The 22,265-nt window shown below is 43.5% G+C and carries 14 protein-coding genes; 13 read left to right on the top strand and 1 reads right to left on the bottom strand.

Annotated elements, in window-relative coordinates:
* Positions 1–109 precede the first annotated feature (109 nt).
* The 4 genes from NSS82_RS23760 (at position 110) to NSS82_RS23745 (ending at position 4,672) form a co-directional block, all read left to right on the top strand.
* The gene (locus NSS82_RS23760; RefSeq protein WP_076273022.1) at positions 110–820 is read left to right on the top strand and encodes a hypothetical protein; all 711 of its coding nucleotides are present in this window, start codon (positions 110–112) and stop codon (positions 818–820) included.
* Positions 821–1,051: 231 nt separating this feature from the next.
* Entirely contained in the window at positions 1,052–3,475 is a 2,424-nt protein-coding gene (nirB, locus tag NSS82_RS23755) for a nitrite reductase large subunit NirB (protein ID WP_036682952.1), read from the top strand.
* A 32-nt stretch (positions 3,476–3,507) separates the two neighbouring features.
* On the top strand, positions 3,508–3,828 hold the full coding sequence (nirD, locus tag NSS82_RS23750; protein WP_076104367.1) for a nitrite reductase small subunit NirD: 321 nt from the start codon (positions 3,508–3,510) through the stop codon (positions 3,826–3,828).
* A gap of 52 nt (positions 3,829–3,880) precedes the next feature.
* Positions 3,881–4,672: a formate/nitrite transporter family protein gene (locus NSS82_RS23745; protein ID WP_036682946.1), complete on the top strand. Its 792-nt coding sequence runs from the start codon at positions 3,881–3,883 to the stop codon at positions 4,670–4,672.
* A 178-nt stretch (positions 4,673–4,850) separates the two neighbouring features.
* On the opposite strand, the gene NSS82_RS23740 is transcribed toward NSS82_RS23745, so the two are convergent.
* The gene (locus NSS82_RS23740; RefSeq protein WP_036682945.1) at positions 4,851–5,576 is read right to left on the bottom strand and encodes a Crp/Fnr family transcriptional regulator; all 726 of its coding nucleotides are present in this window, start codon (positions 5,574–5,576) and stop codon (positions 4,851–4,853) included.
* Positions 5,577–5,998: 422 nt separating this feature from the next.
* Between NSS82_RS23740 and NSS82_RS23735 the strand changes: the two genes are divergently transcribed.
* The 9 genes from NSS82_RS23735 (at position 5,999) to adhE (ending at position 22,125) form a co-directional block, all read left to right on the top strand.
* On the top strand, positions 5,999–8,305 hold the full coding sequence (locus tag NSS82_RS23735; protein WP_076273021.1) for a glycoside hydrolase family 65 protein: 2,307 nt from the start codon (positions 5,999–6,001) through the stop codon (positions 8,303–8,305).
* Positions 8,302–10,590 (top strand): glycosyl hydrolase family 65 protein, encoded by a 2,289-nt coding sequence (locus NSS82_RS23730; protein WP_076273020.1) that lies wholly within the window; start codon positions 8,302–8,304, stop codon positions 10,588–10,590. Before NSS82_RS23735 ends, NSS82_RS23730 begins: the two co-directional genes overlap by 4 nt.
* Positions 10,591–10,615: 25 nt before the next feature.
* Positions 10,616–11,254 carry a beta-phosphoglucomutase gene (gene pgmB / locus NSS82_RS23725; RefSeq protein WP_076273019.1) on the top strand — a complete coding sequence of 213 codons (639 nt, stop codon included), beginning with the start codon at positions 10,616–10,618 and terminating at the stop codon, positions 11,252–11,254.
* 1,191 nt (positions 11,255–12,445) lie between these two features.
* Complete coding sequence (locus NSS82_RS23720; RefSeq protein WP_036682936.1) at positions 12,446–14,239, top strand: cache domain-containing sensor histidine kinase; 1,794 nt, start codon at positions 12,446–12,448, stop codon at positions 14,237–14,239.
* Positions 14,240–14,258: 19 nt separating this feature from the next.
* Positions 14,259–15,587 carry a response regulator gene (locus tag NSS82_RS23715; protein ID WP_076104372.1) on the top strand — a complete coding sequence of 443 codons (1,329 nt, stop codon included), beginning with the start codon at positions 14,259–14,261 and terminating at the stop codon, positions 15,585–15,587.
* Between the two features lie 210 nt (positions 15,588–15,797).
* Positions 15,798–16,625: a carbohydrate ABC transporter permease gene (locus NSS82_RS23710; protein WP_370510527.1), complete on the top strand. Its 828-nt coding sequence runs from the start codon at positions 15,798–15,800 to the stop codon at positions 16,623–16,625.
* 1 nt (position 16,626) lies between these two features.
* Positions 16,627–17,499, top strand: coding sequence for a carbohydrate ABC transporter permease (locus tag NSS82_RS23705; protein WP_036682930.1), 873 nt, complete (start codon positions 16,627–16,629; stop codon positions 17,497–17,499).
* A 132-nt stretch (positions 17,500–17,631) separates the two neighbouring features.
* Positions 17,632–19,098, top strand: coding sequence for an ABC transporter substrate-binding protein (locus NSS82_RS23700; protein ID WP_036682927.1), 1,467 nt, complete (start codon positions 17,632–17,634; stop codon positions 19,096–19,098).
* A 405-nt stretch (positions 19,099–19,503) separates the two neighbouring features.
* A complete protein-coding gene (gene adhE, locus NSS82_RS23695; RefSeq protein ID WP_038572553.1) occupies positions 19,504–22,125 on the top strand; it encodes a bifunctional acetaldehyde-CoA/alcohol dehydrogenase in 2,622 nt (873 codons plus the stop codon).
* The last annotated feature ends 140 nt before the right edge of the window (positions 22,126–22,265 follow it).

The following is a 22,265-nucleotide window of genomic DNA, read 5'->3' as shown; positions in this document are numbered from 1 at the left end:
ATATTTGAGAACAAAGCTTATTTACGTTATTCTTAAATAGACAGTATGCATAACTTACTACAAGCCTGAGACGCTGTGTGGTCATTAGGCGGGACAAGGCGGTGTCACTATGCCCACGAAATATATGTGGAGGTTGTTACTAGGATTAGTCATCGTATTCATAATAGGTGGATGTTCGACTCTTGCTGACGTTAATAATGAAGGGAATAATGGCTTAGCAGGATCAGACGGGCCTACGCTTTCGCTTATCGTTGCGGGAAATGACTTGCTGACCAACCCTTTGGACAAGCAGCTTAGCGAGAGCTACAGAAAAGGGATAACGATCTTTGACCTACTGAAAGGTAGTGGGAAGGCCACCTTTTCTGAGGATAACACAAGCATTCTAACGGTAAATAATATTTCACTCAGTCCAGGAATGAATTGGGAGCTGCAAATGGATGGGGAGACCATTGGAGCTGAGGATTGGGGTCGAACCGTCGGGCATGAATCAAAATTAGTAATTACGGCGATGTCTAAGGAACAAGAGGAACCCCTTCAAATTGTGTTGTTGACCGTGAATGGCGGAAGTGAGCAAGTGAATTTGAATCATTCATATGTTATGGGATTTACTGAAGATTTAACAGTGAGAGGTTTGTTGAAGAACAGCAGTGTGGTGCAGTTGACCGAAGACAACAAAAAGGTGTTATCCATTGGTGATTATACTCCTTTTAGCAATGAAGTTTGGAAGATGAAGGTGAATGGGAAGCAGCTGCTTGAGAATGGAATGGACATGAAGCTTAGAGTGCAGGATGAATTGGAGATTTTATTGGCTATACGTTAAAAAAAGTACATAAATGCCAGATCTACGGTTATTCAGAACCTGTGATCTGGCTTTTTTTATTAGAATTTAGAACCTAACAAAGTTGTCTTATTTTTTATGTGAAAACATTCACATTTAATGTGACTGTAATCACAATCTCTCTTAAATTTTGAAATGTATAATTTCATTATGTAGAAGATAAGTTGAAGCAAAGTTCAACAAGAACGGATAAGACTGAGGAGGCACCTAACTATGGCAGCGAAGAGAGAAAAATTAGTATTAGTCGGCAACGGTATGGCAGGCATAGGTACGCTAGAGCAAATATTGAAGCTAGGTGGAGCTTATGACATTACGGTCTTTGGAAGCGAACCTCACCCCAATTATAATCGGATCATGTTGTCCTATGTTCTCGAAGGCAGCAAAACCATCAATGATATCATCCTAAACGACTGGAACTGGTATGAAGATAACAACATTACCTTGCATACAGGAACAACAGTTACGCGAATTGACGAGCATTCCAAGCAAGTAATTGCGGATAACGGTATGGCTGTTTCTTACGATAAAGTGATTATTGCAACGGGTTCGAATTCATTTATTTTACCTGTACCTGGTTGTGATAAGGAAGGAGTAGTGGGTTTCCGGGATATTGCAGATTGTGATGCGATGCTAGCTGCGGCTAAACAATACAACAAAGCGGCGGTAATCGGCGGGGGCTTACTTGGATTGGAAGCGGCAAAGGGTCTTGTGAACCTTGGCATGGACGTTACTGTAGTGCATCTGATGGAAGATCTAATGGAGCGCCAGCTTGATCGTAATGCCTCCTCTATGTTGCAAGCTGAGCTAGAGCGTCAAGGCGTGAAATTTGCCATGGGCAAACAAACAGTAGAATTGACAGGGGAACAGAGAGTAAGTGGTTTACAATTTAGTGATGGCACTACACTTGCAGCTGATTTTGTAGTTATGGCTGTAGGCATCAAACCGAATATAACTGTGGCAAAAGAAAGCGGAATTGCTGTTAATCGTGGAATTGTAGTGGACGATTATTTGCAGACCTCTATGCAGAATGTATATTCCATTGGCGAATGTGCCGAACATCGCGGAGTTTGTTACGGATTAGTAGCGCCGCTCTTCGAGCAGGGTATGGTTCTAGCTAAACATCTCTGCGGAAGCGATACAAATCCATATGAAGGTTCTGTTGTCTCCACCAAATTAAAAATTTCCGGTGTGGATGTATTTTCTGCAGGTGAGTTTATGGATTCCCCTGAGCACACTGTAATCTCAAGCAAAGATGAATGGAAGCGAACCTATAAGAAAATTCTGCTCAAAGACAATGTCATTGTTGGTGCAGTCCTGTTCGGGGATGTGACGGAATCGGCTAACCTGCAAAAGTTAGTAAAACAAGGTGCTGTAATGACTGATGAGATTTATACAGAGGTCATGGGTACGGGCTGCTGCGGAAGCGGAGCCAAAAAGAGCACATCTGTAGAAGCTATGGCGGACGAAGAAATCGTTTGTGGCTGTAATGGGGTTACTAAAAAAGCGATTGTGGATGCGGTCATAGAAAATGGTTTTACTACTGTGGACGAGATCAAAGCATGTACAGGAGCGACGCGTTCTTGCGGAGGTTGTAAACCGGTTGTAGAACAAATTTTACAATTTGTCCTGGGTGATAGTTTTGAGCAGTCTGCCAAGCAAGGTATCTGTAGCTGTACAACGCTTAGCCGGGATGAGATTGTTGCTGAGATTACAGCTAAAGGTCTTAGTACTACTAAAGAGGTTATGCATGTACTGGGTTGGAAACAAGAGGAAGGCTGCTCTAAATGCCGTCCGGCGATTAACTATTATCTGGGGATGCTAAATCCGGATACACATCAAGATGAGAAGGAATCACGTTTTGTTAATGAACGTATGGGAGCCAATATTCAGAAAGACGGAACCTATACCGTTATTCCACGCATGTACGGCGGGGTAACGACACCAGAGGATTTGAAGAAAATCGCTGATGTCTCCCTTAAATATGATGTAAAAGTTGTGAAGGTGACTGGTGGGCAACGCCTGGATCTAATCGGGGTGAAAAAAGAGGATCTGCCGAAGGTATGGGAAGAGCTCGATATGCCATCAGGTTATGGTTATGCCAAATCGCTACGTACGGTTAAGACTTGTGTGGGCTCACAGTTCTGCCGTTTTGGCACACAGGATTCGCTGGGAATGGGCGCGCTCATAGAACGTAAGTATGAACGTCTTGATTTTCCTGCCAAGTTTAAAATAGCTGTCAACGGCTGCCCACGTAACTGTGCGGAATCCTGCACGAAGGATATTGGCATCGTCGGTAATGACGGCGGTTGGGAAGTATTTATCGGTGGTAACGGTGGGATCAAACCACGGATTGCTGATTCCTTCTGCAAAATTAAGACCGATGAAGAGTTGATCGAAGTGTGCTCCGCTGTGATGCAATATTATCGTGAGACCGGTAATTATTTGGAGAGAACCTCCGAGTGGGTTGAGCGTATGGGACTTGAGCAGATTCAAATGGTCATTTTGAATAATGAAGATAACCGCAAAGAGCTGGCCGCACGGATTGACTTTGCTCTGACTCAGGTGACGGATCCTTGGAAAAAAATGCTCAATGACAGTAGCACTCGTACTGCGCTTTTTGAAGAAACAAGAGTCTAGCGGATATAACGCACACAGAAGGGGAGAGACCAATGAATAAGACCACACAAACGTATGCAATAGGCTCAGTACAGGATTTCCTGCTGCAGATTGGCCGTGTAGTGATAGCTGGAGATGTTGAACTGGCTGTATTTCGTGCCTCTGACGGAGCCATCTATGCAGTAGAGAATCGTAGTCCTCATCCTAAGGGTGGCCCGCTTGCGGAAGGGATCGTGTCAGGTCACTATCTGTACGATCCGCTGTACGATTGGAAAATCGATCTGCGCACGGGCGAGGTGCAGGCACCTGACCAAGGTAGTGTTGTGACTTATCCAGTCACTCTGGACGGAGAGAAAGTTACAGTAAGCGTGTAGACACCGAAGCTGGTAGTAATAGATTTAATAGAAAACGGTGGGGTGGAGTGTTATGTTTACGCAAAGTGTGGAGAGCATCGTAGAAACGGCAGTCAGTAAGCGGGACAAAATGAATGAAAGCTTACCAAGATATTTTCTAGCAGCCCTTTTGGCAGGTGCATATGTAGGCATTGGGATTATCCTTATTTTCTCTCTAGGAGCACCGCTAGCAGCTGCTAAATCTCCTTTCCAACCGCTTATTATGGGTACATCCTTCGGCATCGCCTTGACGCTTGTAGTATTTGCAGGCTCCGAGCTGTTTACCGGAAATAATATGTTTTTTACTGTAAGTACACTGGCAGGCAGAACCAGTATCTGGGATACCGTTAAGAACTGGATCCTTGTATTCATCGGGAATGTGGTGGGTGCAGTGATTTTAGCGCTTTTAATTCGTGGGACTGGGTTATTCAGTGCTGCGCCGCCAGAGCATTTGATCTTTACAGCCGCTGCTAAAAAAATGAGTCTCCCGTTCTCTGAGCTGTTTTTTCGTGGAATCCTATGTAACTGGCTGGTCTGTTTAGCTCTATGGATGTCCTCACGTGCTAAAAGTGAATCTGCTAAGCTAATTTTAATCTGGTGGTGTCTGTTCGCCTTTATCGCAAGCGGATATGAGCATAGTGTGGCTAATATGACTCTGCTTAGTGTTGCTGTGTTGCTTCCGAATCATCCGGAAACCATTACGATAGCTGGATGGCTGCATAATATGATCCCTGTAACTTTGGGGAATATCATTGGTGGGGGCGTATTTGTCGGCATGGCCTATTGGCTGATCTCACCAGTGCGTGGTACTCGCAATAACCGTTAAATCCATTTTTAATTAACTGTATTAGAGCTGAACCGATCTTGGGTTCAGCTCTTTTTTTGTTGAATATAAAAAAAAGACACCTACGTTAGGCGCCTTGGACCACTCTATTTTATATTATGCAGAATAATTGGGTCATGTATGTTTCATTGAGGTGAATAGAGGGTATATTATAACGGAATTAGATCCGGCAGATTTCGTTCGGACACAGTTCGCAGTGGCAAATTTCTTGCAGCATGCCAAGGTCCTTGATGACAATCATACCGTTCTCATACTCAACAGCATCTTTTTTACGCAGGTCGCTCAGCATCCGGTTAACACTTTCACGAGTGGCACCGATCATGTTGGACAAATCTGTATGCGTAATTTTTTTGTTGATAAGGATATTCTCACCATCGCTGCTCTTCTCACCATAGGTATTGCCAAGACGAATGAGCGTGGAGCATAGTGCACCAGGTTTGCCGTACATCATTAGATCACGGAATTTAGTTTGGGTGAGACGGTGATGAATACCCATCCATTTCATAAAGTCGATAGCAAAGTCACAATGTTGGCAGATGAGAATTTCTAGATCCTTTTGTTCGATGACGCCAACTTCACTTTCTTCAATCACTTCGGCTGTAAAGCTATGCTTAGTGCTGAAGAATGGATCTGCTTGACCTACCATATCGCCAGCTTGATACATATAAAGAATGAGTTCTTTACCTTCATCAGTAGATTTAGTTAATTTCACACGTCCACGTTTGATATAAAACAATTTATCCGAGTAGTCGCCTTCCCAGAATAGATGTGAACCCTCTGGAACTATGCGCTCTTTCATTGTAACTAGAAGTCTGTTGAAATTCTGTTCGGAGAAACAGTTTGTATTTCCGTGGGCTTCGATAACATTGTAATGTTCTTTTAGCATAATCGACATCCCCTTTATTCCCTCAGTTTTTCAGTAAATTTTAAATTAATTATACCTTGAAAATCCCTCGAATTGGTTATAAAAAATCGTTTAAAAGTGTCGAATTTTCAACATTGTGATAAATTTCACTTCTAAAGTGTTCGATGTAATATTCTTTTTAACTAAAAAAGAGTAAGTGATCTCACGTTTATGATATATGAACAGCGGCTATCCATTATTCTCAAATACTGGGTTAATCGCTGTTTTTTTGCGTCCCCGTTAGATTGTAACATATAACACAGTTGAAATTCATGTTAAAGAAATTAGTTTTATCTCAACTCCGTATAAATGCACACATCTTCATTACGGTCGGACATTGGCTCTATTGCTATGCAGCGATATCCTGAAATTGGAGCAAAAATCAGGAGAAGGAGAAATCATATATGGCTAAAGTAGCAGACAAATATCTTAAGGTTGATCCGTGGGCAATTATTGAAGAGGGCTTTGATCCAGAAAGAAATCGGACTTCGGAATCTATTTTTTCATTGGGTAATGAATACATGGGTGTACGCGGATATGCAGAGGAAGGGTATTCAGGTGACACCCTGCAAGGAAGTTATTTTAATGGATTAAATGAACAATTGGATATTGGCAATCACTATAAAGGGATTATTCGCTCGCTGAGATATATGGTGAATGCGGTGGACTGGCTGTATACACGTCTATCTATAGATGGTGAACAGCTTGATTTAGCAAAAAGCAACGTAACAGATTATGTGCGCAAGCTGGATCTTCGTAAGGGTACGTATCGGAGAGAGCTAATCTGGCATCTAAACGATGGCAAGTCGCTAAAAGTAGTCTTTACACGTCTGGTCAGCATGACTATGTCTCATTTGGGGTTGCAGCGGGTGGAGTTTGAACCCCTTAATTTCTCAGGGAGCGTGGACATTTGTGCAGGTCTTGATTTCGGCATTATTCATGAAGAACGCGGCGAATGTATGTGGAACAGTCTCCGCAGCGGAGTAAGTGGAGCGTCCTCTGCTATTATGGCGAGTACAGTGAATACTGGGAATAAGCTGTTCTCAAGCTTTACCTTACAATCCTCGCAGCCGTTACAGCTCACTGCTGTCGAGAGTGATAAATTTATTGGACAAAATTTCACCCTGGACCTTACGGAAGGAGAAGTCTCCTATTTTACCAAACTGGTTATGAACTATTCGGATAGTGATTCTGCCCATACAGCTGAAGAGCTGTGGAGCAAAGGTCTGTCTCTTGCTGAAACAGCAAGCCAGTTGACAGATACCCAAATAATCGCTGATCAGACAGCTTATTGGAAGGGCATCTGGGAGACAAGTGATATCCGAATTGAGGGCGATCCTGAGAATCAGCAGGGTATTCGTTTCTGTATCTTCCAGCTTTATCAGACCTATCATGGCGATCATCCCGGATTTAATATTGGTGCCAAAGGGCTGACGGGTGAAGTATATCGTGGGTTGGCTTTTTGGGATACAGAATCCTATTGCTTACCGTTCTATATGTTCAATAATCCAAGGGCTGCCCGGAGCTTATTGGAATTCAGATATAAAACATTGCCGCAGGCTATGCAGCGCGCTAAAGAGGTGGATTGTGAGGGAGCCTGCTATCCAATTGCTACTATAGATGGAACAGAAAGCTGTGATCTCTGGCAGCACTCTAATCTTCAGCTTCATGTAGGGACTGCTGTTTCTTATGGCATTTGGCATTATGTCAAAAATACCGGTGATAAAAGCTTCCTGCACAGTAAAGGGGCTGAGATGCTGATTCAGATCAGCAGATTCTATGCTACACGTGGCCAATGGGGGCAACGCAGCGGGGAATATGGTTATTTTGGCGTTATGGGCCCTGATGAGTTCCAATTGATGGTCAATAACAACTGCTACATTAATCTGATGGCTCAACAATCTTTTGAATACACCCTAGAGACTCTTCGGGAGATGAAAGAACAGGCTCCTGCTGCTTTTGCAGCTGTGGTAGAGAAAACAGAACTTCATGACGAGGAACTCACCGATTGGGAAAACAAGGCGCAGCATATGCGGATTCCGGTTGACGAAGTGACAGGAGTTTATGAAGAGCATGATGGGTTCTTCGATATGCCACATATTGATATTCATTCGATTCCTGTTACAGAATTCCCGTTATATTCGAACTGGTCATATGATCGTTTGTATCGCTATGACATGATTAAGCAGCCGGATGTACTTATGTTTATGTTCTTGTACAGCGGACAATTCTCTAAAGAAGCGAAGCTGGCGAACTATGAATATTACGAGCCTAGATGTATTCATGAGTCTTCGCTGTCACCTTCGATCCACTCCATTTTGGCGAGTGAAATCGGCAAACCCGAGGAAGCATATTCGTTTTTTGAATTTGCTACTCGACTGGATTTAGACAACTATAACCGCAATACCCGTGAAGGGCTGCATACTACCTCAATTGCAGCTGCTTGGATGAATATTGTTTACGGCTTTGGTGGAATGCGTTCGGATGGAGCACGTCTGTCCTTTCAGCCAACCCTGCCAGAACGCTGGGATGAATATAGCTTCCAAGTATTGTATGAAGGAGTGCTTCTGAGAATTGTGGTCGACAAAAATTCAGTAACAATCACTGCGGTTAATGGTGGAAGTACCGAAATTATAGTGTACGGACAGTCGATTACAGTGGATGCTTCCGGGAAGACGCTTCCGCTAGGCGAAGGGATGCTGGCAGGATGAACTGGATCGTAAAGGAGAGTTGTTTTGATAAACAGCTTGTGACGACGAACGGTAACAAATATATGTTAGGCAACGGCTACATGGGGTATCGCGGCACACTGGAGGAATTCAGTAAAACTGAGCTAGTAGCTGTCACCCTCGCAGGACTATATGACAAAGAGGGGGACAAATGGAGAGAACCAGTTAATGCCCCTAATGGATTGTTGACCAAAGTTTTCTGTAATGATCAGCTCTTAAGTGTGCTTGACTGTGAACCGGTCGCTCATACTCAGGAGCTGAATATCCGAAATGCCATTCATCATCGGAGCACTGAATATGCTGTATCTGACGGTGGGGCGTTGACGTTTACCGCAGATCGTTTCGTAAGCCAGGATAATCTTCACTTGCTCGTTAGTAAATACTCTATTCGCAGTACTCAAGACTGCCGAGTAGCGATTGAGACGGGAATTGACGTAGATGTGTGGGATATCAATGGGCCTCATCTTTACGGACAAAAGGTACAGCTCAAGGACGAGGTGCTGATCTCTTCTTCTGTTAGCGGAGAATTGAAGATTCCGGTTGTTGTGGCGGAGAGGGCGGTATTCAGTTTTGGTGAGGAGCTACTGGAAGATGGGGCTGCTGTTCGCCGGATTTCTTTTGATGCCCGTGCGGGTGAGACGTATGAATGGTTTAAGTATGTAGCAGTCTATACTGGACTTGATGCTGATCAGCCGGAGTCGGAAGCTGTTAAATCTGTCCATGCTGCTGAGGCGCTGGGTTTTGAGGGGTTATTTAAGGCTCATCGTCTGTTATGGGACGAGAGATGGTCACACAGCGATGTAATCATCGAAGGTGATGAAGCTGCCCAATTTGCCTTGAGATATAGTATCTATCAGCTGTTAATCATTGCCCCTACAGTTTCGGAGAAGGTGTCTATTCCAGCCCGGGGATTATCGGGTCAGGTATATAAGGGAGCTGTATTCTGGGATACGGAAATGTTTATGTTGCCGTTTTTCCTGCACAGTGATCCTAAGGTAGCGCGGAACTTGATGATGTACCGGATTCATACATTGGATGGTGCTCGCCGTAAGGCAGCGGAATATGGATTTTTGGGCGCATTTTATGCTTGGGAAAGTCAGGATACGGGAGACGATGCCTGTACGCTGTTTAATGTGAACGATGTATTTACAGGCCGGCCGATGCGGACCTATTTCCGCGATAAGCAGGTTCATATCAGTGGTGACGTTGTGCATGGGATCTGGAAGTATGTTCAATTCACAGGCGATGAAAGTCTGCTTACTAGTGGAGGAGCTGAGGTGATCTGGGAATGCGCTCGCTTTTTCTACTCTTACGCTTACTATAATTCGGTTAAACAGCGGTTTGAGATTCTGGATGTAACAGGTCCGGATGAATATCATGAGCGTGTGAACAATAATGCTTTTACCAATGCACTGGTTAAAGAGACGCTGGAGATTGCCTTGCATACGGCAGCTTTGCTGCAAGAGAAGTATCCTGAGGCCTACGGTCAATTGTCCGCTCCGTTTAGCTCAGGGCCATTCCTGAAGGAGTTCAAAACGATGCTGGATAGCTTTTATGTTCCACAGCCTGATCCTGCCAGTCTTGTTATTGAACAATTCGACCGGTACCTCACCTTGGAGGATGTAGAACTAACAGAACTGAAATCACGTGTGCTTAATAAAAATGAGTATTTTGGCGGCGGCAATGGCTTAGCTACCACCACAACCATACTTAAACAAGCAGACGTTGTGTTGATGCTGAATCTGTTTAAACACTCCTTTAGCAAGGAAGTGAAACAAGCGAACTGGGGATTTTACGAACCGCGTACGGAACATGGATCAAGCTTAAGCCCTTGTATCTACGCTTTGGTAGCTGCTGATATTGGTTCACCGGATTGGGGCTATCCGTATTTTATGCGTACGGCTACCGTCGATCTCACCGGCGAATCTAAGCAATATGTAGGGGATCTCTACATCGGAGGGACTCATCCAGCTGCGAATGGTGGTGCTTGGATGGCTGCGGTTCTTGGCTTTGCTGGGCTGGACTACGACGGAGGGGTTGTGCACATCAATCCATCTCTGCCGCAACATTGGCAGTCCGTTCAGCTTCCGGTTACACTGCGCGGCGATACCATCCAACTGCGGATCAGTAAGGATGAAGTCACTGTGATCACAGCTGCTGATTACAGTGGAGACTTAGTATTCTCGGTGCAAGGCGGAGAAGGCAAGTCGTGCTCTGCTGGTGAGAACCTTCGACTGGCTTTGTCGAAACGGGAGTATAAATATTAATACACAACGGAGAGGAAGCAAATCAATGTTGGAAAATATGAAAGGCGCCATCTTTGATCTGGACGGCGTGATCGTAGATACAGCCAAATATCATTATTTGGCGTGGGCGAGTCTTGCAGATGAGCTTGGCTTTAAATTCACGGAGGAGGATAATGAACGGCTTAAAGGTGTGAGCCGGATGAGATCGCTTGATATCCTGCTGGAAGTGGGTGGCCTGGAATTTAAGGAAGCAGAGAAGCAGGCAATGGCGGAGAAGAAAAACCGCCTGTACGTAGAATACATTTCTCGACTCGAGGAATCGGAGCTGCTGCCTGGAGTGAAAGAATACCTAACAGGATTGAGATCACGTGGGATTGGGATTGCGTTAGGTTCAGCCAGTAAGAACGCTGAGTTTATTTTGAATAAGCTGAACATTACAGACTTATTCGATGCAGTTGTTGACGGCAACAAAGTGTCACTAGCCAAACCTGACCCAGAGGTATTCCTGATCGCGGCTCAAGAGATAGGCTTGCAGCCGGATGGATGTGTTGTGTTTGAAGATGCTGAGGCAGGCGTTCAAGCAGGTAAAGCTGCTGGAATGAAGGTTGTAGGTATCGGCAAACCTGAGGTGCTGAAAGAAGCTGATCTGGTCGTAAAAGGATTGTATGAGCTGCTGACAGACTAAATTTCTAAATGAACAAGGGACCGACTCCAAAGTAGCGGATGACTTTGGGGGCGGTCTTTTTTTGTGCAAAGTCTCTGTATTTAGCTAGCTCAGACTGTCTATCGGACCTCATAGTCGCTATTAGCCAAAATTCGGCTCATTTGCGAACCTATCGGACTCCATAGTCTCTATTGGCTCGAAAAGCCCACATATCGCGTATGTTTGGAACGAATAACGCCTCTGGAGTCCGAAACTCCTCGTAAAAGCCAAAAATTAGCCAAATAGCTGCATCTGAGTCCGATCGCTCATCGTGAAGGGGTGTGTGGGAATGTAAAACGCACAACAAGCAGCTGAGCCGCACATCCGGTAATCCAAACGCACAACAAGCAGCAAGTTGCACAGTAAATAATTCAGAAGGTTAGTCAAAAAGCTCAACAGTTTATCGGACCTCATAGTCTCTATAAGTAATAATCCGGCTCATATGCGAACCTATCGGACTCCATAGTCGCTATTGGTTCGAAAAGCCCACATATCGCGTAGTTTGGAACGAATAACGCCTCTGGAGTCCGAAACTCCTCGTAAAAGCCAAAAATTAGCCAAATAGCTGCATCTGAGTCCGATAGCTCATCGTGAAGAGGGCGTATGGGAATGCAAAACGCCGAATAAGTAGTAAGTCGCACATTAAGTAATCCAAACGCACAACAAGCAGCAAAGCCGCACATCCGGTAATCCTAACGCATAACAAGCAGCTAAATAGCACATCAAGTAATCCAGACGCCCAACAGCAAAGCACATTCAAGTATTGAAGTACTTGAGTGTTCAAGTGTTCAAGAACATACATCGCACTTCTTCCATATAGAGTTCATTCCTCCTAGCCCCACGCAGTGGTCTGTACGCCGTCCGCCCCTTTTTCTGTTTGCGGTTTTTAAGAGTTCGTTGATGGAGTTGCGAAGTGGAGGTTTGGAGCTGGAGAAACGCCAGTGGTCGCCTTTATCCTCGGATTTCTACCGCTCAGCGGTAGAAAATCAGGAAATCTGAGGATAACAGCGATCGTAAGCCCAAACGCTCCACGTAGTGGCGAACATATCATCGTGCTCTTTTTATCCGTCCAACAGAAAAAACTACATACAAATGAACATAAAAAACTTTAAAATAAACATATGTAAGCGTTTATCACTTTGATATAGTTATTGAACCCGGAGGTGCATCTCGATGTTGTCTAGGCTGATTCGGCCGATTCTGAAGCTGAACGTCAAACAGCAGCTTATCCTGCTGTTTCTGATTATGATCTCGCCCATTCTGTTTTTGAACATTTACGGGAATATGAAGGCTGAGCAAATTCTGAAGCGCCATGTGACGAATGCTTATGTAGAGCTGAACAAGCAAAACTTCACCATCATTAACCGAGATATCGATACCGTAAATAAAATTACTACCACTGTAATTCAAAACCCTCTGATTCAGCAGATTAATATGACGGGTTCGGATACCATCCTGGAGCGGGTTAAACGCTATGAGACGATAGAGAAGCTGTTGGTCAGTTACTCGCAGGGAGCTGAGCGTGGGGACGGCATCTATTATTCCCTTTATATATACGATCCCGAGGATTATTATTTTTTTGCACCCAATTTCCCACAGGTTAAGAAGGCGGGGGTATATTTCTTTTCCAAAGCGGAAGAGCCATATTGGTTCGAGGAGGTTGTCCAGAAAAAGGGCCGCGGATCTCTAAAATTCACAGGGAAGCTAAGTGCGCAAGCGGAAAACTTGAAGACTCTTACCTATATGAGAGCTGTCAATAACATCTCCAGGAAAGCTGAGACTATTGGGGTCTTAGTCATTACCAAGATGGACGCGAAAATCGGAGAATCCCTCAAATCCATATCGTTGCCTGATGGTGATATTTACTTAACGGATCTGGATAATCGTGTACTCGCTTCTACTACGAATAATACTGGTGAGATCATTACGTTGCCGGAAACGGTCATTGCTGAGGATTTGGAAGGTACCGTGGATGTTATTACCTCGGATTTTATTTATGTGGTCAATAATAACCACGCCTTAGGACAGAAGCTAGTCTACAAAATCGCCGTAAAAGCACTGCTGCAGCAACAAAACGAAATGAAAAGTGTGATTCAATACATAACTGTGGCCTATGCTGTTTTTGGATTAATCATGATTACTTATTTCTGGCGTTCATTAATGACGCCTTTGCAAAAGTTAGCCTTTTTCGTCCGGAAGTTTGAGCCAGGCAATCGTGTCCCTGAGACGCCAAAAAGAGGGAGTAACGATGAGGTCAGTGTGCTGATTGGATCTACCTATGACATGGCACGCAGGCTTAATGGACTAATTACTTATAAATATCAGATGGAGCTAAAACAGAAGGAATCACAGCTTCAACTGCTCTATCAACAGATCAATCCGCATTTGCTCTACAACACTTTGGAGAGTATTTACTGGAAAAGCTCGCTGGAAGGTAACGTTGAATCCGCCGAGATGATCAAGGAATTATCCAAGCTTATGAAGATTAGCCTCAGTCGGGGAAGGGAGCTGATTAGCCTTGAAGAAGAGCTGGAGCATGCAACGGCCTATATCAAGCTGCAGCAGCACCGGTATGATTATATATTTCGTGTTGTAATGGAGATTCACCCAGATACGAAAAGAAATCTAATTCCTAAAATTACCCTGCAGCCGTTAATTGAGAATGCTATTATTCATGGTGTCAAAAATATGGGCGAGGATGGGGAAATCATCATTAGCGCAGTTTGTGTGGACGATACCGTCGAGATCACTATTGAAGATAACGGATATAAGTCTGTTGATTATCAGGCCATTGAAGCTGTGCTGAATGACGACAGTCCAAATCCGGCCAGCGGTTACGGGATTCGCAACATTAACCAGCGCATACATTTACACTTTGGCTCTGATTATGGCATCAGCTATACGCCTCGTAAAGAGGGCGGTACATTGGTGACGGTTAAGCTTCCGAAATCAGAGAATCAGGACTAAGGAAGGGGAGCATACAGATATGTTCAATATATTAGTTGTGGATGACGAACCCTTGATTTGTAAAGGGCTGAGCAATTTATTAGCTTCTTCGGGGTTAAACATAGACCATATTTATACAGCAAACAGTGGTTTTGAAGCGCTGGACTGCATTCGGATGGAGGAAATAGACCTGCTCGTTACTGATATTCAGATGGGCGCAATGAGCGGGATTGATCTGATGCAGCATGCAAAATTGGCCAAACCCTGGGTACAGACCATCGTGATTTCTGCACACGAGACATTTCAATATGCACAAATGGCGGTTAGGCTTGGCGCGAAGGATTATTTGATCAAACCTTTGAACAGTGAGCAATTTCTGGATTCGGTGCGAAATGTGCTGCTTAAGATGGGCAAACCATCACCAGAATTGGACATTTTCATGTCAGGAATTAATGAAAGCTTTCGGCTGGAAGAGCCGCTTCCGGAATACAGCAAGTTATTAAATGAGCTGCTCAATGAGCCTGAAGGTGTACTGTGTGATGCAGAACGCTTACAAAAGCTGGATAACCTGAAGCTGCAAGGGCCGTATTTTTCCGTCTTAAAAATTAAGGTGCCTCTGGCTGGAATGAATCAGGAGAAGCACTACACCCTGCGGGACAGACGGCTTCTTTGTTATGCCGCGCTGAATATCGCCAAAGAGCTGATGGATCAGGAGTGGAACTCGACAGCCTTTTACGCAGAGGATGAAGAAATAACGATCATTATTCAATGGGATGAAAAAAGCTATGAAGATTCGTCTGCCAGTCAAATCAATAGGCTAGATATTCTTGGCCGCAGTCTTCATTTTAATATTCAAAAATATCTGCACTTAAATGCAGTCATCGGCATCAGCCAGATTCTCAAGGGTCTATCATTTATGGCTGTATTGAACCGTCAAGCCTCCAAAGCCATTCTTTGGAATAATGAACATAATGACCATTATGTGTTTTACTACGGGGATTTTAATTGGAACAGCTACACAACCGATCCTTCAGTAGAAGAGCTTCATACACGCAGCAATCTGATTGTAGAGAAAGCAAGAGAGTATATTGACGAGAACTATGCGCAAAAAGGATTAACCATCCATGAAGTGGCTAAGAAAAACCATGTCAGTCCTAATTATTTGAGCTATCTGTTTAAGAAAAATACAGGTTACAACCTGTGGGAATATGTAATTAAGCTGCGGATGGAAGAAAGCCGGGACATGATTTTGAACACAGATCTTCGCAGATACGAAATCGCCGAGCGTGTAGGTTATGAATCACCAGAGCATTTTAGTAAAATTTTCAAAAAATATTATGGGATTAGCCCCAGTGAATTGAAGAAGTAAAAACACATACTACTTCGGTAGATTTAGACATGTTCAGTACAACCCTCATTTTCTACAATTTAAGGTAGGAAGCATTTTGCGAAAAATGCTGAAAGAAAAATGGAATGAGGGAGCCTGATGAATCAAACCGCAGTTGTATCCGAAAATCCGCCGGCGCTGAAGGGTACACCTTACAAGCAAAACCGCTGGAAGAAAAACTTTTGGGGATATATGTTCCTCGTACCTGCTGTGATTATTTTTGTAATGTTCCTGTGGGTGCCAATTTTTAAAGGCTTGTTGTACAGCTTCTACCATGTTGATTTTGTAAAAGGGAATAGCTTTGTTGGCTTTGAGAACTACGCTAGAGCCCTTAGTGATCCAGATGTTTTGACCGCGTTAAAAAATACGGGGTATTACATGCTTCTATGTCTTATTATCGGGTTCTGGGTTCCGATTGCTTTTGCCATTATGATCTCGGAGCTGAGAAGGTTTGGGGGCTTTGTACGGGTAGCGGCTTACCTTCCTTTCGTTATGCCTGGTGTGGTTCTATATGGACTCTGGAGATGGCTTTATGATCCGGTGGGCCCAATCAATGCGGTATTAAGCTCGCTTGGTGTGGACCAGGTTGCCTTCCTGACAGATACAAGGTGGTCGATGATTTCTCTTGTTTTTATGGAGACGTGGCAGCAGTTTGGATCAGGGATGTTAATATACTTGGCTGCTGTACTCAGCATTCCGCGGGATTGGTATGAAGCAGCTGAGATTGATGGGGCGGGTGTGTGGGCACGTATAAAGTACATCACATTGCCTTCGCTACGTAATTTGATCATTTTGATGTTGATATTACAGATTATCGGGACTTCACAAGGGTATCAGTCACAAATGGCGCTGCTTGATGGTGGACCGAATAATACTACGCTTACCTATGCGCTGCTGATCGTAAAATATGCTTTTACGCGACTCGATTATGGAACGGCGACTGCGCTTGGCATGCTAATGTTCATTGTCCTAGGTGGTTTGGGCATTTTACAGTTCAAGCTTAACAAGGAGGACAACTAAGATGAAGAGCGCAGACAGAGGGATTCTCTCAGAACATGATTTGAAAAAAACAAGCAATAAGATCGTTTATGGCTTGATGTGCGTGGTCATTTTGATTATGGTGTTTAGCATGCTGTATCCGATCTGTATGACGTTATTTAACGGACTGAAATCGAATCAAGAGGTGAACTCATTCCCACCGCATTTTTTCCCGCAGGAATGGCACTTCAGCAACCTTAAGGAAGCGATGAATTACATTGATCTGCTGATGTTCCTTAAAAACACCATTTATATTTTTGTGGGGAATATGGTCGTGACACTAGTAGTATTGGGAATGTCTGCTTTCAGCATTTCTCGTATGAATGTCCCTTACAGAAAGGCAATTTATTTCTTTTTCCTGATGACATTGTTTATTCCGGCGACCAGCTATATGATTCCCAACTTTGTCAATCTAAAAGAGCTTGGATTACTGAATCAGTACGCTGCTTTTTGGCTGCCTGCTGGTGCGAATACATTCTATTTTCTACTCTTAAAGAACTTTTTTGATGGGATACACCCTGAAATTTTTGAAGCAGCGCGGATTGACGGTTCCTCTGAGCCGAGAAGCTTTTTCTCCATTGCAGTGCCATTGTCGGTTCCGATTTTTGCTACGCTGGCGATCTTTATCTTTTCTACCGCATGGAATGACTGGTTCTGGCCATCTCTGGTTATGCACAGTGAAGAGAAATATACGCTCGCGACAGCAATCTATAAATACGTTATTAATGTAAAGGCACTTAATACGAATATTAAATTCGCCATCCTATTTATCGTATCGTTGCCGCCGATCCTTGTCTTCCTGATCTTCCAAAAGTTCATTATGCGTGGCGTCGCATTATCAGCAGTTAAGGGATAAGCAAGGATCGACGGATTTAGTCACGGATCGTAAACATGCACATGAAAGGAATATAAATGCACCTCGTTTGTAAACGATTTCTCTTTTATGATCGATATGTAAGATAACTATGAATTGAAAAGGGGAGTTTCAATGCGTAAGTACTCTAGCGTGCTACTAAGCCTCCTTGTGGCCGGATCGTTGTTAACCGCTTGCGGCGGTAATAACAATAACGGAAACACGACAGGAAACAAGGAAGGGGAAGCGACTACTGCGCCAACGAATGCTGCAACAGATAATGCTGGCAGTGCTACAGCAGCGCCAACTGATGATATCACACAAAGAAAAGTGACCATCAAAATTCACTATCCAACCCCTGACCTAACCGAAGTTAGAGCACAGGAAGATGACAAGATCAAACGTTTCCAAGAGGAATATCCGAATGTTGAAATCGTCAAAGACGATTGGCAGTACAATGTAAGTGAAATCGGCATCAAAATGGCAGCGAATGAAGCTCCAACCTTCTTTAACACCTACGCTACAGAAGCAAAATTCCTAGTTGAAAAAGGCTGGGTAGCTGACATTACGGATCTGTGGAATAAATACGAATTTAAGGATCAAATTAACCCGGTTCTCCAAAATCAATTTATCATTGACGGTAAAGTCTTCGGCGTAACTCAAAAGGGTTATGTAACAACCACAATGATCAACAAAAAAATGCTGGACGAAAAAGGCGTTGCTGTTCCACCTATGGATTGGACTTGGGATGATATGCTGAATACCGCCAAAGGCGTAGCTGATACCAAAAAAGGGATTTCCGGTATTGCTCCAATGGGTAAAGGGAATGAAGCAGGCTGGAACTGGACCAACTTCCTGTTCGAAGCTGGCGGTGAAATTCAGAAGATTGAAGGCGGTAAGGTTGTAGCTACTTTTAATTCTGAGGCTGGGATTAAAGCGCTGGATTTCTACAAGAAACTTAGATGGGAAGCAAACGCGATTCCTCAGGACTGGGCACTGGGCTGGGGTGATGCTGTAGGCGCATTCCAACAAAGTCGTACAGCAATGGTAATGGCTGGATCTGACGGTGTTATTGAGCAAGCGTTGAATCAGGGCGGTCTGAAACCAGAAGATGTACTTACGTATCCAATGCCTGCAATGGAAAAAGGCGGAAAACACACCGGGGTACTTGGTGGTGACTACCTTGTAATCAATCCAAATGCAACACCAGACGAGCAAGAAATGGCATTCCGTTATATTACATTTGATTACTTCTCCGATAAAGGTCTAGAAGCACTGGATGCGGTTCTGCAACAACGTACAACGGATGGTAAATACTTTATTCCGCCGCTCTTAGATTACTATTCTGCAGATTCTGACTTCGGCAAGAAAACGAAAGCTGTGTATGATAAATATACAAATGTATATCAATACAGCCCTGATATTTTAGGTTTGCTGGACGGTAAACCGGAAGCGCAATACAATACACAGGACTACTACGCAACCATGTCCAATGTAATTCAAGAGCTGTTCTCCAAAAAAGGAACAGATTCCAAGACACAGCTTGAAGCTGCTGCCAAAACAGTGCAAGAGAAATTCTTCGACACAATTAAAGTAGAATAGCTAAAAAGAACAGAACCGGCTCCATAGGAGTCGGTTTTTTTATGTTTATATTATTGATATTTTTATAAATCAACACGACGGGGGGCATCCGACTATTTTTTAGAGGCCAATGGAAAAATAGAGTGTCAACAAAATTAGATTTGCTTTTTTAAAATATTTTTGCGAGCGGAAAGGTAGAAAATGGGTATCAGTTCTTGTCTTTTTAAACATAAACTTTAAATTTAAGGAATAATAAAGCATAAATAATGGTAAAAAAGCTATAATATGATCGAATGAAAGCGCTTTGAAAACAAATCAAAAAAACTTTATACTTTGTGAAAGATTTCACTATACAAGGTGGAAATGATGTGATAAGATAAATGTGTAGAGAAAAACAACCTAAAAATTGACAGGAGGACGAGGGAGATGGCAGTTAAGAACGAAGTCGCCGCCCAAGTTAAACAAACTACCGCTGAAGAGTATATTCAGACTTTAGTGGATAAAGCGAAAAAAGCACATGAGGCATTCATGGCGCTGGATCAAGAGCAAGTTGACACAATCGTTCATGCAATGGCGTTGGCTGGACTCGACAAACATATGTACCTCGCTAAATTGGCTGTAGAAGAAACTGGCCGCGGGGTTTACGAAGACAAAATTACTAAAAACATCTTCTCGACAGAATATATCTGGCACGGAATTAAATACGATAAAACAGTAGGCGTTATTGAAGACAATGCTTATGAAAGCTTCCAAAAAATTGCTGAGCCCGTCGGAATTGTAATGGGTATCACACCGGTAACCAACCCTACATCCACCACGATGTTTAAAGCGTTGATTTCGATTAAGACACGGAACCCTATTATATTCGGTTTCCACCCATCTGCGCAAGAGTGTAGTGCAGCAGCTGCTAGAATTCTTCATGATGCGGCTGTAAAAGCTGGCGCACCTGAGAATTGTATCCAATGGATTGAAATGCCAACGATGGACAAAACAAACGCTTTGATGAACAACCCTGACGTTGCACTTATTCTCGCAACAGGCGGTTCTGCAATGGTAAAAGCAGCTTATAGCTGTGGTAAACCAGCTCTTGGCGTAGGTCCTGGTAACGTACCTGCATTCATCGAAAAGAGCGCGGATATCGATCAAGCCGTAACGGACATCATTCTTTCCAAAACATTTGATAATGGTATGATCTGTGCTTCCGAGCAAGCTGTTATTATCGAAGAACCAATCTTTGATCAAGTGAAAAAGAAAATGATCGCTAATGGCTGCTACTTTGTTAACAAAGAAGAAGCTGCCAAACTTACTAGCGGCGCTATGAACGTTGATAAATGTGCGGTTAACCCAGCAATCGTTGGACAATCCGCAGTGAAAATTGCTGAAATGTGCGGCATTCAAGTTCCTGCCGGCACTAAGATTCTGGTAGCAGAACTTGAAGGTGTAGGCACTAAATATCCATTGTCCGCTGAAAAATTGAGTCCTGTGCTTGCTTGCTACAAAGTTAAAAACGCAGATCAAGGTATCGAACGCGCAGCACAAGTTGTTGAATTTGGTGGTATGGGCCATAGTTCGGCTATCCACTCCAACAACGAAGAAGTAATCATGAAGTTCTCCAACCGTCTGCAAACAGGACGTATTCTCGTTAACTCGCCTTCCACTCATGGTGCGATCGGCGATATCTATAACACTAACATCCCTTCGTTGACGCTGGGCTGCGGATCTTATGGTCGTAACTCCGTGTCGCAAAACGTTACAGCAATTAATTTGATCAACGTGAAAAGGGTGAATCGTCGTACCGTGAATATGCAATGGTTTAAAGTACCTGACAAGATCTATTTCGAAAAAGGTGCTACTCAGTACCTGACCAAAATGCCTGATATCACACGTGTCGCAATTATCACTGACCCAATGATGGTTAAGCTCGGATATGTTGAGAGAGTTGAACATTACCTGCGTCAACGCCAAACTCCTGTAGCGATAGAAGTGTTCTCGGAAGTTGAACCAGATCCATCGACAACTACAGTTGAAAAAGGTACAGCAATGATGAACAGATTCCAACCGGACTGCATCATCGCACTTGGTGGTGGTTCCCCAATGGATGCTGCAAAAGGAATGTGGTTATTCTATGAACATCCAGACGCAGACTTTAACGGTCTGAAACAAAAATTCATGGATATCCGTAAACGGGTTTACAAATTCCCTAAACTTGGAAATAAAGCTAAGTTTGTAGCGATTCCAACTACTTCGGGTACGGGTTCGGAAGTAACATCTTTCGCAGTTATTACCGATAAAACAACTGAACAACACACTAAATATCCATTGGCTGACTACGAGCTAACTCCAGACGTAGCTATCATTGATCCAGAGTTCGTATATAGCTTGCCAAAAACTGCTGTAGCTGATACAGGTATGGACGTATTGACACATGCCATCGAAGCTTATGTATCTGTTATGGCGAGTGACTACACTGATGGTCTGGCAATTAAAGCAATCCAATTGGTATTCCAATACCTTGAAAAATCGGCGCTTGAAGGCGACAGAGTTGCCCGTGAGAAAATGCATAACGCATCAACACTTGCTGGTATGGCCTTTGCTAATGCTTTCCTGGGTATTAACCACAGTTTGGCGCATAAATGGGGCGGTCAATATCACACTGCTCACGGTCGTACTAATGCGATCCTTATGCCACACGTTATTCGTTACAATGCTAAGAAACCTACGAAGTTCGCTTCGTTCCCTAAATATTCACACTTCGTAGCTGACGAGCGTTATGCAGAAATCGCCCGTATTCTGGGATTGCCAGCTCGCACAACTGAAGAAGGTGTAACTAGCCTGATCAATGCTATTCGCGATATGAACAAAAAACTGGGTATCGAAGAATCCTTCCAACAACTGGGCTTTGATCCTAAGGATTTTGAATCCCGTGTAGATTACTTGGCTGACCGTGCATTTGAAGATCAATGTACAACTGCCAATCCTAAGCTGCCACTGGTATCTGAACTTGCAGATGTGTACCGTAATGCTTTCTACGGAAGATTTGATAATTAATATTTGGTTAAGTAGATAATAGGATGGTTGTGGACTAGATATAAGTGACAAATATCACCGGAAAGGTGATATTTGTCACAGTCTATTTATAGAAAATAAACTAAAATGTTTATATAAACAACGGTCCCATACATGGAACA

Source organism: Paenibacillus sp. FSL H7-0735 (assembly GCF_038008505.1).
GTDB lineage: Bacteria > Bacillota > Bacilli > Paenibacillales > Paenibacillaceae > Paenibacillus_AQ > Paenibacillus_AQ odorifer.
This window is presented reverse-complemented; position numbering and strand designations above follow the sequence as displayed.